Raw genomic sequence first — 15013 nt, 5'->3', positions numbered from 1 at the left:
TCATCATGCAAGGCGCAATGATACGTCAGCAGCAACCCGTAACCGGCCGTAGCAAGCCGGTGCCGCGTGGTGCCAGCAGGCTGGTGGCCGACGAGCCCGTATCGGCGCGCCTGCCGCGGCCCAGCCTCGGCGGCCTGAAGCGTCTGCTGTGGCCGGTATTGCTGGTGGCAGCAGGCTTCGGTGCCTACGAAGGGGCCATTCGCCTGATGCCTTATGCCGACCGGCCCATCGCCAAGATCGATGTGCAGGGCGACCTCACCTACATCAGCCAGCAGTCGGTGCAGCAGCGCATCGCCCCTTACGTGGCCGCGAGCTTCTTCAGTGTCGACCTGCCGGCGATGCGTGCGGAGCTCGAACAGATGCCCTGGATCGCCCACGCCGAAGTGCGCCGGGTGTGGCCTGACGAGGTGGTGATCCGCCTGGAAGAACAGCTGCCGGTGGCGCGCTGGGGCGACGAAGCCTTGCTCAACAACCAGGGCCAGGCATTCACCCCGCGCGAGCTGGCCAACTATGAGCACCTGCCGCAGCTTGCCGGGCCGCAGCGTGCCCAGCAACAAGTCATGCAGCAGTATCAGGTATTGAGCCAGATGCTGCGCCCCTTGGGCTTTTCCATCGCTCGCCTGGAGCTGCGCGAGCGAGGCAGCTGGTTCCTGACCACTGGCGCGAGCAGCGCCGGGCCGGGCATCGAGCTGCTGCTGGGGCGCGACCATCTGGTGGAGAAGATGCGCCGTTTCATTGCCATTTACGACAAGACACTCAAAGACCAGATCAGCACTATCGCCCGCATTGATCTGCGTTATTCCAACGGACTTGCCGTTGGTTGGCGGGAACCGATTGCACCGACGACGGCCCAACCCGCCGTTGCGAAGAATTAGAGAGAGGCAGGACCATGGCAAACGCGCATAGCGGCAAAATGATCGTCGGGCTGGATATTGGCACCTCCAAGGTGGTGGCACTGGTCGGCGAAGTGGGCGAAGACGGCACCCTGGAAATCGTCGGTATCGGCACACACCCGTCCCGCGGCCTGAAAAAAGGCGTGGTGGTGAACATCGAGTCGACCGTGCAATCGATCCAGCGCGCCGTCGAAGAAGCGCAGCTGATGGCCGGCTGCCGCATCCACTCGGCGTTCGTGGGCGTCGCCGGTAACCATATCCGCAGCCTGAACTCCCACGGCATCGTCGCCATCCGTGACCGCGAGGTCAGCCTGGCCGACCTGGAGCGGGTACTGGACGCGGCCCAGGCGGTGGCCATTCCGGCAGACCAGCGCGTGCTGCACACCCTGCCGCAGGACTACGTGATCGACAACCAGGAAGGCGTCCGCGAGCCGCTGGGCATGTCTGGCGTGCGTCTGGAAGCCAAGGTTCACGTGGTGACCTGCGCGGTCAACGCGGCACAGAACATCGAAAAGTGCGTGCGCCGCTGCGGCCTGGAAATCGACGACATCATCCTCGAGCAGTTGGCTTCGGCCTATTCGGTGCTCACCGACGATGAAAAGGAACTGGGCGTGTGCCTGGTCGACATCGGTGGCGGTACCACCGACATCGCCATCTTCACCGAAGGCGCGATCCGCCACACCGCGGTCATTCCGATTGCCGGCGACCAGGTGACCAACGACATCGCCATGGCCCTGCGTACCCCGACCCAGTACGCCGAAGAAATCAAGATCCGCTACGCCTGCGCCCTGGCCAAACTGGCGGGCGCTGGCGAGACCATCAAGGTGCCGAGCGTGGGCGACCGCCCACCGCGCGAGCTGTCGCGTCAGGCCCTGGCCGAGGTGGTGGAGCCGCGTTACGACGAGCTCTTCACCCTGATCCAGGCCGAACTGCGCCGCAGCGGGTACGAGGACCTGGTGCCAGCGGGCATCGTCCTCACCGGCGGTACCGCGAAGATGGAAGGTGCCGTGGAACTGGCCGAGGAAATCTTCCACATGCCGGTACGCCTGGGCGTACCGCACAGCGTTCGGGGCCTGAGCGACGTGGTTCGCAACCCCATTTATTCCACCGGCGTGGGCTTGCTCACCTACGGCCTGCTCAAGCAGTCCGAGGACATGGTCCTGACCGGCAGCAGCAACAGCAGCAACAACAGCTATGGCGATGAACCGAAGGCCCCAGTGCTTGAACGCTTCAAGCGCTGGGTACAGGGCAACTTCTAAGTTTCAAAGCAGTAGTGGTAGGCGCAACAACTAGAGAACTGTAAGGAGAGGGAAAATGTTCGAGCTCGTAGACAACGTCCCGCAAAGCCCGGTCATCAAAGTGATCGGCGTTGGTGGTGGTGGCGGCAACGCCGTCAACCACATGGTCAAGAGCAGCATCGAAGGTGTGGAATTCATCTGCGCCAACACGGATGCTCAGGCCCTGAAAAACATTGGTGCACGCACCATCCTGCAATTGGGCACTGGCGTGACCAAGGGCCTGGGTGCTGGCGCCAATCCGGAAGTCGGCCGTCAGGCCGCACTGGAAGACCGTGAGCGCATCGCCGAAGTGCTGCAAGGCACCAACATGGTGTTCATCACCACTGGCATGGGCGGCGGTACCGGTACCGGTGCTGCACCGATCATCGCCGAAGTGGCCAAGGAAATGGGCATCCTCACCGTAGCCGTGGTGACCCGTCCGTTCCCGTTCGAGGGCCGCAAGCGCATGCAGATCGCCGATGAAGGCATCCGCATGCTGGCTGAAAGCGTCGACTCGTTGATCACCATCCCCAACGAGAAACTGCTGACCATCCTGGGCAAGGATGCCAGCCTGCTGTCCGCCTTCGCCAAGGCCGACGATGTACTGGCCGGTGCCGTGCGCGGTATCTCCGACATCATCAAGCGCCCGGGCATGATCAACGTCGACTTCGCCGACGTGCGCACCGTCATGGGTGAAATGGGCATGGCGATGATGGGTACTGGTTGCGCCAGCGGCCCGAACCGTGCACGCGAAGCCACCGAAGCAGCCATCCGCAACCCGCTGCTGGAAGATGTCAACCTGCAGGGCGCCCGCGGCATCCTGGTGAACATCACCGCTGGCCCGGACCTGTCGCTGGGTGAATACTCCGACGTGGGTAGCATCATCGAAGCCTTCGCCTCTGACCACGCCATGGTCAAGGTCGGTACCGTGATCGATCCGGACATGCGTGACGAACTGCACGTGACCGTTGTGGCCACCGGCCTGGGCGCGCGTATCGAGAAGCCTGTGAAAGTGGTCGACAACACCCTGCAGACTGCCCAGCAGGCGTATGAAGCGTCCAACCCGGCGCCAGTTCGTCAGGAGCAGCCAGCCGTGAACTACCGTGACCTGGAGCGCCCGACCGTAATGCGCAACCAGGCCCACGCCGGTGCTGCGGCAGCCGCGAAAATGAACCCTCAGGATGACCTGGATTACCTGGATATCCCGGCATTCCTGCGTCGTCAGGCTGATTAATGGAATTTATCAGGGGTATAAAGGTGATTGGTATTCATCAAAGGTTGGGTCTGTTATCATCCCTAGCCTTTGTTGATACCTGTTCGCAATTTGCGCTGAAGCGGCCAATGCCATGATTAAACAACGCACCCTGAAGAATACCATCCGTGCCACAGGTGTCGGCCTGCACTCCGGGGAGAAGGTTTACCTGACCCTCAAGCCTGCACCTGTTGACACCGGCATCGTCTTCCGCCGCGCCGACCTCGACCCTGTGGTCGAGATCCCTGCGCGTGCGGCCAACGTCGGCGAGACCACCATGTCGACGACGCTGGTCAACGGTGACGTCAAGGTCGATACGGTCGAGCACCTGCTCTCCGCCATGGCGGGCCTGGGCATCGATAACGCCTACGTCGAGCTCTCCGCCTCGGAAGTGCCGATCATGGATGGCAGCGCCGGTCCCTTCGTATTCCTGATTCAGTCTGCCGGCCTGGAAGAACAGGACGCAGCCAAGAAGTTCATCCGCATCCTGCGTGAGGTGACTGTGGAAGAGGGCGACAAGCGCGCCACTTTCCTGCCTTTCGACGGTTTCAAGGTGAGCTTCGAGATCGACTTCGATCACCCGGTCCTCAAGGGCCAGACCCAGAGCGCGGTTGTCGACTTCTCCAGCACCTCGTTCGTGAAGGAAGTCAGCCGCGCCCGCACGTTCGGTTTCATGCGTGACATCGAGTACCTGCGCAAGCACAACCTTGCGTTGGGTGGCAGTGTCGAGAATGCCATCGTGGTCGACGAGACAGGTGTGCTCAACGAAGACGGCCTTCGTTCCGATGACGAATTCGTCAAGCACAAGATCCTCGACGCCATTGGCGACCTCTACCTGCTGGGCAACAGCCTGATCGGCGAGTTCAAGGGCTACAAGTCCGGCCACGCGCTGAACAACCAGCTGTTGCGCAAGCTGATTGCCGAAACCGATGCCTGGGAAGTGGTCACGTTCGAAGATGCCAGTACGGCACCGATCTCGTACATGCGCCCTGTTGCGGCCGTGTAAGTTCGAACACTCTCTCTAGTGTTGTAATCAAGGCCACCTTCGGGTGGCCTTTTTTATTGGTGCGCCAGGCATGGCGCGTTGCGCGTCAGCGCAACCCGCTTGACTATGGTGGCCAAGCGGGTGACTTGGAGGTGAAAGTCCTCTACACACCCGGCAAGGGGAAGTGTTAGCCAGAGGCAAGGGTGTCGCGGGCGACTGCGAATCTGAAGGAAGCCCGAGGCAAAATGCTGGCCTGACGAACAGGAAGCGGATAGAGGCGGCGCAGCGGGGTGAGAAGGCCAATATCTTCAAAGCCCGATACTTGCACGGAACGCTGCGACGTAGATCCGACAGGCATAAGCAGGAAGGTCACGCGAATTACCCTGGGAGATCTGCACGTTTGCCATTGTGCTACCGAGCGTCAAGAGGCGACGGGATGGACGTGCAGAAGTCAGCCGAAGCCGTAGTAAGTGGCAGTTAACCGCGCCACCAAGGGCCGAACAGGTTATGCCGCCAGTAGGCGCCAGAGTCTCGTCGAATGTCGAAAAGCAGAAATTTCTCCGAGGGAGAACTGTGACCCCAAGTTCCGGACAGAATCCGAGAGTGACGGCTGGCAGTGCGCAGGCATCGACGGCGTCTGTGGCGTGGACGAACGCGGAGCCGGACACGCTGATGGGGCGGGTGCTTGCACCGGCCAACCTCAAACGTGCGTATCAGCGTGTGGTCAGCAACAAGGGAGCACCGGGTGCCGATGGCATGACGGTCGCTGACTTGGCTGGCTATGTGAAACAGTATTGGCCAACTCTCAAGGCCAGGTTGCTGGCTGGTGAATACCATCCCCAGGCAGTGCGGGCGGTCGAAATTCCCAAACCGCAGGGCGGTACCCGGCAACTGGGGATTCCCAGTGTCGTGGATCGCCTGATCCAGCAAGCCCTGCAGCAACAGCTCACGCCAATCTTTGACCCGCTGTTCTCGGACTACAGCTATGGCTTTCGTCCGGGCAAAAGCGCTCATCAAGCCGTCGAAACGGCCCGCTCCCATGTGGGGGCGGGCCATCGCTGGTGCGTGGAACTTGATCTGGAGAAGTTCTTTGATCGGGTCAACCACGACATACTCATGGCCTGTATCGAGCGCCGTGTCGAAGACAAATGCGTGCTCAGGCTTATCCGCCGTTACCTTGAAGCCGGGGTCATGTCGGGCGGTGTCGTCAGCCCACGGCAGGAAGGGACGCCGCAAGGCGGCCCGCTCTCGCCGTTGCTGTCGAACATCCTGCTCAACGAATTTGACCGTGAACTGGAGCGGCGGGGGCACCGTTTTGTGCGCTATGCCGATGATGCGAACATCTATGTACGTAGTCAGCGGGCAGGCGAGCGAGTACTGACCAGCGTCGAGCGCTTCCTGAAAGAGCGTCTGAAACTGACGGTGAACAGGAAGAAGAGCCAAGTGGCACGGGCGTGGAAATGCGACTACTTGGGTTATGGGATGAGCTGGCATCAACAGCCTAGGCTGAGGGTAGCGACGATGAGCCTTGGTCGCCTGCGCAGTCGGCTCAAGGAGCTGCTGCGCGGGGCGCGAGGCCGCAAGGTGGCCTATATCATCGAGCGGCTGAACCCCGTGGTACGGGGCTGGGCGAGTTACTTCAAGCTCAGTCAGAGCAGGCGCCCACTAGAAGAGCTGGACGGGTGGATCAGGCACAAACTTCGCTGTGTCATCTGGCGGCAATGGAAGCAACCCTCTACGAGGATCAGCAACCTGATGCGTCTGGGTCTAAGCCGAGAGCGTGCTTGTAAATCTGCTTTCAATGGCCGAGGCCCATGGTGGAACTCGGGTGCGCCACATGTGAATCAGGCCCTACCGAAGAAACTGTGGGATCAACTCGGATTGGTCTCGATACTGGATACGATCAACCGGCTTAGTCGCATAACCTGAACCGCCGTGTACGGAACCGTACGCACGGTGGTGTGAGAGGACGGCGGGTGTGAACCCGCCTCCTACTCGATCTTGTCGCCAGCGTGGGCGGCCAAGCGCTCCAGTGCAGCGCGCAGCTTGGGGTCGGCGATGCCCTCGGCGGTGTCACGCAGGCTTGCCGCGGCGCTGGTGGACAGCTCGGCAGCATGCCCGCCGCGTTTGGCCGGTACCAGGGGCGGCTGCACCTTGTAGAGGATGCGCCGGAGGTTGCCAAAAGCTTCCATGGCCTGCAATGCGGCCAGCAGGCGCTTCTGCTGGTAGCGCAGGCGGGTAGCCCAATGGCCATCGGTCACCACCAGCAACAAGGTGCCATCGCGCCATGAGGCCACGTGGCAATGCTCGCGGGCAGCCGGTTGCAGCTGGCTTTCCAGCAGGCGCTGCAGGTGTTCCAGGCGTTCGGCCTGGTTCAGCAGCAGGCGCAGCGGGCGCACCTGGCGCAGCAGGGCCGAGGGTGGCTGGGCGGGGGAGGGTTTGTAGGCCATTGGGGGTACGCATGAGGTTACAAGATCGGCAGTTTAACACCTGTAGAACCTGTGCTGGCCGCTTCGCGGACACGCCCGCTCCCACAGGATTACTCCAGGCCTGAGTATTGTGGGGTCCCTGTGGGAGCGGGCGTGCCCGCGAAGAGGCCTGCACAGGCAACGCAAGATAAGACTGGTTCTCGATACCTTTCATGTTGCCAAACCTTGAACTCAGGGAAAATGCCCCTATCTAAACCAAGCCCCTGCCAAAGCGCTGTGCCAGCATCGTGGAAATCCACCACTTTCCTCACCATCGTTTCCGGGTAGAATGCTCGTTCGCATGCGGCCTCAGGGCTGCACGGGCGACTCATGGGGCCGCCCTCCATCCCTACGTGTGGAAGATCCTGCCGATATGTTTGCGCCTTTGTTAAAAAAACTTTTTGGAAGCAAGAACGAGCGTGAAGTAAAACGCATGCTCAAGACGGTGAGTATCGTCAATGCCTTCGAAGAGAAGATGGTGGCCCTCTCCGACGAGCAACTGCGGGGCAAGACTGCAGAGTTCAAGGAGCGCCTGGCCAAAGGCGAGACACTGGACCAATTGTTGCCCGAAGCCTTTGCCGTGGCCCGCGAGGCCGGCAAGCGCGTGATGGGCATGCGCCACTTCGACGTTCAGTTGATTGGCGGCATGACCCTGCACGAAGGCATGATCGCAGAAATGCGTACTGGTGAAGGCAAGACCTTGGTCGGTACCCTGGCCGTGTACCTCAACGCACTGTCCGGCAAGGGCGTGCATGTGGTTACCGTCAACGACTACCTGGCCCGCCGTGACGCCAACTGGATGCGCCCGCTGTACGAGTTTCTCGGCCTGTCGGTCGGTATCGTATCGGCCTTCCAGCCGCCGGAAGAAAAGCGTGCTGCCTATGCGGCCGACATCACCTACGGCACCAACAACGAATTCGGTTTCGACTACCTGCGCGACAACATGGCGTTCAGCCAGGACGAGAAGTTCCAGCGTGAACTGAACTTCGCCGTGATCGACGAAGTGGACTCCATTCTCATCGACGAAGCGCGCACCCCGCTGATCATCTCCGGCCAGGCCGAAGACAGCTCCAAGCTGTACATCGAGATCAACCGCCTGATCCCGCGCCTGACCCAGCACATCGAAGAAGTCGAAGGCCAGGTCACTCAGGAAGGCCACTTCACCATCGACGAGAAGAGCCGCCAGGTCGAGCTCAACGAGGCCGGTCACCAGTTCATCGAAGAGATGCTGACCCAGGCCGGGTTGCTGGCTGAAGGCGAGAGCCTGTACTCGGCGCATAACCTGGGCCTGCTCACCCACGTGTATGCCGGCCTGCGCGCACACAAGCTGTTCCACCGCAACATCGAGTACATCGTCCAGGACGGCCAGGTACTGCTGATCGACGAGCACACCGGCCGGACCATGCCGGGCCGGCGCCTGTCCGAAGGCCTGCACCAGGCCATCGAGGCCAAGGAAAACCTGAACATCCAGGCCGAGAGCCAGACCCTGGCCTCGACCACCTTCCAGAACTACTTCCGCCTGTACACCAAGCTGTCCGGCATGACCGGTACTGCCGACACCGAAGCCTTCGAGTTCCAGTCGATCTACGCGCTGAACGTGATGGTCATCCCGCCGAACAAGCCGCTGGCGCGCAAGGACTTCAACGACCTGGTGTACCTGACCGCCGACGAGAAGTACGCCGCGATCATTGCCGACATCAAGGAAAGCATGAAGCAGGGCCGGCCGATTCTGGTTGGTACCGCGACCATCGAAACGTCCGAACACATGTCGAACCTGCTGAAGAAAGAAGGTATCGACCACAAGGTGCTGAACGCCAAGTACCACGAGAAAGAAGCCGAAATCATCGCCCAGGCCGGTGCGCCGGGTGCCCTGACCATCGCCACCAACATGGCCGGCCGTGGTACCGACATTCTGCTGGGCGGTAACTGGGAAGCCGAAGTGGCCGCCCTGGAAAACCCGACCGCCGAGCAGATCGCCCAGATCAAGGCCGACTGGCAGAAGCGTCACCAGCAGGTGATCGAGGCCGGTGGCCTGCACGTGATCGCCTCCGAGCGCCACGAGTCGCGCCGTATCGACAACCAGTTGCGTGGCCGTTCCGGCCGTCAGGGCGACCCGGGCTCCAGCCGCTTCTACCTGTCGCTGGAAGACAGCCTGATGCGTATCTTTGCCTCCGACCGGGTGAAGAACTTCATGAAGGCCCTGGGCATGCAGGCGGGCGAGGCCATCGAGCACCGCATGGTCACCAATGCCATCGAGAAGGCGCAGCGCAAGGTCGAAGGCCGCAACTTCGACATCCGCAAGCAGTTGCTTGAATACGACGACGTGGCCAACGAGCAGCGCAAGGTGATCTACCACATGCGCAACAGCCTGCTGGCGGCCGAGAACATTGGCGACACCATCGTCGAATTCCGCAAGGAAGTCCTGGACGCTACCATCAGCCAGCACATTCCGCCGCAGTCGCTGCCCGAGCAGTGGGACGTGGCCGGCCTGGAGGCATCGCTGGCCAGCGACTTCGCCATCAAGCTGCCGATTCAGCAGTGGCTCGACGAAGACGATCACCTCTACGAGGAGACGCTGCGCGAGAAGCTGCTGAACGAGATCACCACGGCCTACACCGAGAAAGAAGACCAGGCCGGCCTCGACGCCCTGCGTACCTTCGAGAAGCAGATTCTGCTGCGTGTGCTGGACGACCTGTGGAAAGACCACCTGTCGACCATGGACCACTTGCGCCACGGTATTCACCTGCGTGGCTATGCGCAGAAGAACCCCAAGCAGGAGTACAAGCGCGAGTCGTTCAGCCTGTTCCAGGAACTGCTGGAGTCGATCAAGCGCGATACCATCCGCGTGCTGTCGCACGTTCAGGTACGCCGCGAAGACCCGGTCGAAGAGGAAGCCCGCCTGCGCCGCGAGGCCGAGGAGCTGGCCAGCCGCATGCAGTTTGAGCACGCCCCAGCCCCTGGCCTGGAAGGCGAGCAGCTGAGCGAGGAGGAGGCCGAAGTGGCCGTTGCCTCGGCGCCGGTGCGCAACGAGCAGAAGCTGGGCCGCAATGAGCCTTGCTGGTGTGGTTCGGGCAAGAAGTTCAAGCATTGCCACGGGCAGATCGAATGATCTGACCTGGGTGTTGTAACCTGATACATCCTGGGGCCGCTTTGCGGCCCCGTTTTTTGTACATCCACCGAATTTTCTAGGAGCGCTCTAATGGCTGTTGGTCTTGGTCCTTTGCCCACCCTGCACCCGGTTGCGGGTTTTGAACTCGGCATCGCTTCTGCCGGCATCAAGCGTCCTGGGCGCAAGGATGTGGTGGTCATGCGCTGCGCCGAAGGCTCCAGCGTGGCGGGCGTGTTCACCCTCAACGCTTTCTGCGCGGCACCGGTGATCCTCTCCAAGCAGCGTGTACAGGGCACCGTGCGCTACCTGTTGACCAACACCGGTAATGCCAACGCCGGTACCGGCGCCCCTGGGCTGGCAGCCGCCGAACGCACCTGCGCCAAGCTGGCCGAACTGGCCGGCGTACCCGCCGAATCGGTACTGCCGTTCTCCACCGGGGTGATCGGCGAGCCACTGCCGGTCGAAAAGATCGAAGGCGCGCTGCAGGCCGCCCTCGATAACCTGTCGGAGAACAACTGGGCCGAAGCGGCCACCGGCATCATGACCACCGATACCTTGCCCAAAGGCGCCAGCCGCCAGTTCCAGCACGATGGCGTGACCGTGACCGTGACCGGTATCAGCAAGGGCGCCGGCATGATCCGCCCGAACATGGCCACCATGCTTGGCTACATCGCCACCGACGCCAAGGTTGCCCCGGCGGTGCTCAAGGACCTGATGCTGGACGGCGCCAACAAGTCGTTCAACCGCATCACCATCGATGGCGACACCTCGACCAACGATTGCTGCATGCTGATCGCCACCGGCAAGGCCAACCTGCCAGAAGTCACCGAAGCTAGTGGTGCGCTGTTCGAGGCCCTGAAAAAAGCCGTGTTCGAGGTGTGCATGGACGTGGCCCAGGCCATCGTGCGTGACGGCGAAGGTGCGACCAAGTTCGTGACCGTGCAGGTCAACGGCGGTGGCAACCACCAGGAATGCCTGGACGTTGGATACGCAGTGGCCCACTCACCGCTGATCAAGACCGCACTGTTCGCGTCGGACCCGAACTGGGGCCGTATTCTCGCCGCGGTGGGCCGTGCCGGTGTGCCCGAGCTGGACGTGAGCCTGATCGACGTCTACCTGGATAACGTGTGCATCGCCAGCCAGGGCGGCCGCAGCCCCAGCTACACCGAAGCCCAGGGCTCGGCAGTGATGGCCCAGGAAGAGATCACGATCCGGATCGAACTGGGGCGTGGCCAGTGCAGCGAAACCATCTGGACCACCGACCTGTCGCACGAGTACGTGAAGATCAACGCCGAATACCGTACCTGATGCAGTGATGGGGTCGGGCAACGGCCCCACAATTCCAGAACCAGGAGACGAACCATGAGCGATCACCTGAACTTCGGCGACACGTTGCGCGCCTTGTTGCAGGCTGGCCTGGCGGAGCGTGAAGTGTGAAACGGATTCATGTTGTAGCAGCGGTCATTCGTGGCGCCGATGGCCGCATTCTGATCGCGCGGCGGGCCGCCACCCAGCACCAGGGTGGCCTGTGGGAGTTTCCCGGCGGCAAGGTCGAAGCCGGTGAAAGCGTGGAAGCGGCACTGGCCCGCGAGCTGCGCGAAGAGCTGGGTATCGAGGTGAGCCGTTCGCGTGCGCTGATCAAGGTCAGCCACGACTACCCGGACAAGCAGGTGTTGCTGGACGTGCGTGAAGTGCAGGCCTTCACCGGCGAAGCGCATGGCGCCGAGGGTCAGCCGCTGGCGTGGGTTGCCCCGCGCGATTTGCCGCAGTACGAATTTCCCGAGGCCAACCAGCCGATCGTGGCTGCCGCGCGCCTGCCGGACCAGTACCTGATTACCCCCGATGGCCTGGAAGTGCCGCAACTGCTCAAGGGCATCCAGAAGGCGGTTGCCAGCGGCATTCGGCTGATTCAGTTGCGCGCCCCGGACATGTACGACCCCAAGTACCGCGACGTGGCGGTGGATGCGGTTGGGCTATGTGCGGGCAAGGCGCAGTTGATGCTCAAGGGGCCGCTGGAATGGCTGGGCGATTTCCCTTCGGCCGGCTGGCACCTGACCGCGGCGCAGTTACGCAAGTACGCCGCCAAAGGTCGGCCGTTTCCCCGCGAGCGTTGGTTGGCGGCTTCCTGCCACTGCGCCGAAGAGCTGGCACTGGCCGAGCAGATGGGCGTCGACTTCGTCACCCTGTCGCCAGTCCAGGCAACCCAGACCCACCCCGAGGCGGCGCCGTTGGGCTGGGACGAAGCTGGACGTTTGCTGGCCGGGTTCAGCAAGCCGGTGTACTTGCTGGGTGGGGTAGGGCCGGGTGAGCGCGAGCGAGCCTGGGAAGCCGGGGCCCAGGGTGTGGCCGGCATCCGGGCATTCTGGCCCGAGGCCTGAGCCATTGGGGCGGCCCTTCGCGACACCGCGCAGGCCGCCCCGAACCTGTCAGCCCTGCGGTTTTTCAGCAGGCTGCCACAACACCTCGGCCACCCCCTGTCGCCGCCCGATGATCCGGGCCGCCACGAACAGCAGGTCGGACAGACGGTTGATGTACGCCAGACCCACCCCTTCCAGTGGTTCCAGCGCATGCAGCTGCTGGCAGCGCCGCTCGGCGCTGCGCGCCAGGCTGCGGCACACATGGGCCTGCGCCACCAGCATCGAACCACTGGGCAGGATGAAGTTCTTCAGCGGCCCCAGCTCTTCGTTCCACACATCGATGACCGCCTCCAGGCGCTCCACTTCTGCCTGGTTCAAGGCCTGGTAGCTGGGCATGGCCAGCTCGCCACCCAGGTCGAACAAGCGGTGCTGACACGGCGCGAGCACCGCAGTGACCTCTTCCAGGCCTTGCTCGGCCAGGCCTGCCAAAAGCACGCCGAGCTGGCTGTTGAGGCTGTCTACCTCGCCAATGGCTTCTATGCGCGGGTGGCTTTTCGGCACCCGCCGGCCGTCGCCCAGGCCGGTTTCGCCCTGATCGCCGGTACGGGTGTAGATCTTCGATAGGCGGTTGCCCATGTCATTGCTCCGGTAAGGTCGGCGCCGCTGCTGCCGGCTGGCCGAGGGGCAGGCGCAGGGTGAAGCACGTACCCTGGCCAGGCGTGGAGTGCACCTCCATCTGCCCCTTGTGGTTGTTGGTGATGATGAAGTACGAAACCGACAGGCCCAGCCCGGTGCCCTGGCCGATTTCCTTGGTGGTGAAGAACGGCTCGAAGGTGCGCTTGCGCACGGCCTCTGGCATGCCGACGCCATTGTCCTCGACCTGGATCTCCGCCCACGGCGGGTTCAGCCGGGTGCGCAGGGTGATCCGCCCCGGCTCGCTCGGTTGCGGGCGCAGGTGGATGGCCTGGGCGGCGTTCTTCAACAGGTTCAACAGTACCTGTTCCAGTTCGTTGGCAGTGCACGGCACGGGCCCCAGTTCAGGGTCGAACTGCCGCACGATGGCCTGCCCCTTGAAGTCGAAACCGATCGCCAGGTCGAAGTCGTTGCCGGCAATTTCCACCGCCTGGTCGATCAGCGCCGGCAGCTCGCAAGGCTCCAGCCGTCGGTTGCTGCGGCGGCTGAAGCTGAGCATGTGGGTGACGATCTTCGCCGCGCGGGCCCCGGCCTGCTGAATGCCATCGAGCAGTTGCGGCACTTCGCGGCTGGCCAGGTAGCGGTTGATCATGGCCAGGTCGAGGCCAAGCTCGCTGGCCTGTTCCTGGTTGCGGGGCAGGTCTGCCGACAGGCGTCGGCGGATGTTCTGTACGTTGTGCAGGATGGCGCCCAGCGGGTTGTTGATTTCGTGAGCCATGCCCGCCGCCAGGCCGCCGACCGAGAGCATTTTTTCCGACTGGACCATCATTTCTTCCAGCGACAGGCGCTGGGTGATGTCGTCGATGCGGATCACCACGCCGCGCCCGCCGCCGCCGGTGAGCGGGTAGAAGGTGAGGGCGTAATGGCGCAGCTCGTCGCCCTTGGGCCAGGTGACCCGCTCGATCTTGGCCACCCGGTGCTTTTCCACGGTTTCCTTGAGTTGCGGCAGGAACGGCTTCAGCGGCTCGAAGGCGATGAACACCGGCTGGTTCAGCGCCTCATGCAACGGCGTGCCGGAGAGGACCGTGGCTTCGTGATTCCACTGGGTGACATAGAGCTGTTCGTCCAGGGCAATCAATGCCGAAGGCATCGAGTCGATGATGCTGTTGAGGTAGTTCTGGAAACCGGTGAGTTTTTTCTCGATTTTGCTGCGCACCTGCACTTCCAGTTCCAGCTTGCGGTTGGTATGGCGGGTTTCCTCGGCCAGGCCCTGGGCCTGGTCATAGGCATCCTGGAACTCGTCACGGGCGCGTTTGAGTTGCTGCTCACGGGCCTCGATGCGCGAAAGCATGGTGTTGAAGGCGTCGGCCAGGCTGCCGATCTCATCGTCGTTGCCACGCCGGGCGCGCAGGGCGTAGCTCTCTTCGCGGGTGACCTGGCGGCTGAGTTCTTCAAGCTGGTTGATCGGTTGGGTGATCAGGCGTTTGATCTGGCGGGCAATGAAGATCCACAGCAGGATGCTGAACACCAGGATAGCCAGGCTGGCACTGAGCGTGCCGGTGTAGAACGCGGTGGGCAGCTCGCTGCTGGCCACCAGCAACAGGTGGGCCGGCGGGTTGGCCTCGCGCGGGATGCGGATCAGTTGGGTGCTGCGAAACTCCATCAGGCGCCAGCCGTCGATGTTGCGAAAGCGCTTGGGCAGGGTTAGCGGGTCGCCATGCTGGAGTTGCGCCAGCATGCGACCGTCCCCCCCGTACACGGCTGCCGCGCGCAGCGGGGTGTAGCTGTCCAGCTCCTTGAGCAGGGCACTGGCGGTGTCTGGGGTGTCGCCCGCGCGCTCAGCCAGTTGCGGGTTGGCCACCAGCCGGCCGATGGTCTGCAGGGCCTGGGGTGCCATGCTCTCCTGGGTGATCCAGTAAGCCGCGCTGATGAAGGTGAGGTTGGCCACCAGCAGGATGGTCACCAGCAATACCAGCAGGGCCGCCAGCAGCTTCTGCCCGACCGGGAGGTTTTCCAGGCGATGGCGCAAGGTCATGGGC

At 62.7% G+C, this 15013-nt stretch carries 11 protein-coding genes; 8 read left to right on the top strand and 3 right to left on the bottom strand.

The features are described 5' to 3' along the window. Positions 1-5 precede the first annotated feature (5 nt). The 5 genes from AACG97_RS22970 to ltrA all read left to right on the top strand — a co-directional run bounded on the left by AACG97_RS22970 (position 6) and on the right by ltrA (position 6336). The gene (locus tag AACG97_RS22970; RefSeq protein ID WP_029886561.1) at positions 6-875 is read left to right on the top strand and encodes a cell division protein FtsQ/DivIB; all 870 of its coding nucleotides are present in this window, start codon (positions 6-8) and stop codon (positions 873-875) included. Between the two features lie 14 nt (positions 876-889). After that, entirely contained in the window at positions 890-2152 is a 1263-nt protein-coding gene (ftsA, locus tag AACG97_RS22965) for a cell division protein FtsA (RefSeq protein WP_009684408.1), read from the top strand. Positions 2153-2207: 55 nt separating this feature from the next. Further along, a complete protein-coding gene (ftsZ, locus tag AACG97_RS22960) occupies positions 2208-3404 on the top strand; it encodes a cell division protein FtsZ (protein WP_009684407.1) in 1197 nt (398 codons plus the stop codon). Positions 3405-3516: 112 nt separating this feature from the next. Next, positions 3517-4428: a UDP-3-O-acyl-N-acetylglucosamine deacetylase gene (gene lpxC, locus AACG97_RS22955; protein ID WP_003260771.1), complete on the top strand. Its 912-nt coding sequence runs from the start codon at positions 3517-3519 to the stop codon at positions 4426-4428. A 486-nt stretch (positions 4429-4914) separates the two neighbouring features. Then, complete coding sequence (ltrA, locus tag AACG97_RS22950; RefSeq protein WP_042914345.1) at positions 4915-6336, top strand: group II intron reverse transcriptase/maturase; 1422 nt, start codon at positions 4915-4917, stop codon at positions 6334-6336. A 62-nt stretch (positions 6337-6398) separates the two neighbouring features. On the opposite strand, the gene AACG97_RS22945 is transcribed toward ltrA, so the two are convergent. Beyond that, positions 6399-6857 carry a DUF721 domain-containing protein gene (locus AACG97_RS22945; protein ID WP_104148197.1) on the bottom strand — a complete coding sequence of 153 codons (459 nt, stop codon included), beginning with the start codon at positions 6855-6857 and terminating at the stop codon, positions 6399-6401. A 391-nt stretch (positions 6858-7248) separates the two neighbouring features. Between AACG97_RS22945 and secA the strand changes: the two genes are divergently transcribed. From secA to AACG97_RS22930, 3 genes are all read left to right on the top strand, one after another. After that, the gene (gene secA, locus AACG97_RS22940) at positions 7249-9984 is read left to right on the top strand and encodes a preprotein translocase subunit SecA (RefSeq protein ID WP_009684405.1); all 2736 of its coding nucleotides are present in this window, start codon (positions 7249-7251) and stop codon (positions 9982-9984) included. 90 nt (positions 9985-10074) lie between these two features. Next, positions 10075-11292 (top strand): bifunctional glutamate N-acetyltransferase/amino-acid acetyltransferase ArgJ, encoded by a 1218-nt coding sequence (argJ, locus tag AACG97_RS22935; protein WP_009684404.1) that lies wholly within the window; start codon positions 10075-10077, stop codon positions 11290-11292. Between the two features lie 125 nt (positions 11293-11417). Continuing rightward, positions 11418-12362, top strand: a complete 945-nt coding sequence (locus AACG97_RS22930) for a Nudix family hydrolase (RefSeq protein WP_009684403.1) — start codon at positions 11418-11420, stop codon at positions 12360-12362. A 48-nt stretch (positions 12363-12410) separates the two neighbouring features. Here the strand turns inward: AACG97_RS22930 and AACG97_RS22925 are convergent, their stop codons facing one another. Together AACG97_RS22925 and AACG97_RS22920 are read right to left on the bottom strand one after the other, a co-directional pair. Further along, on the bottom strand, positions 12411-12977 hold the full coding sequence (locus AACG97_RS22925) for a cob(I)yrinic acid a,c-diamide adenosyltransferase (protein ID WP_054881171.1): 567 nt from the start codon (positions 12975-12977) through the stop codon (positions 12411-12413). Between the two features lies 1 nt (position 12978). Then, on the bottom strand, positions 12979-15009 hold the full coding sequence (locus AACG97_RS22920) for a sensor histidine kinase (protein ID WP_009682796.1): 2031 nt from the start codon (positions 15007-15009) through the stop codon (positions 12979-12981). Positions 15010-15013 lie beyond the last annotated feature (4 nt).

The organism is Pseudomonas sp. Nvir, assembly GCF_963778085.1.
GTDB classification, from domain to species: Bacteria; Pseudomonadota; Gammaproteobacteria; order Pseudomonadales; family Pseudomonadaceae; genus Aquipseudomonas; species Aquipseudomonas juntendi.
The sequence above is the reverse complement of the archived record's forward strand: the minus strand, read 5'-3'. Positions and strand labels throughout refer to the sequence as shown.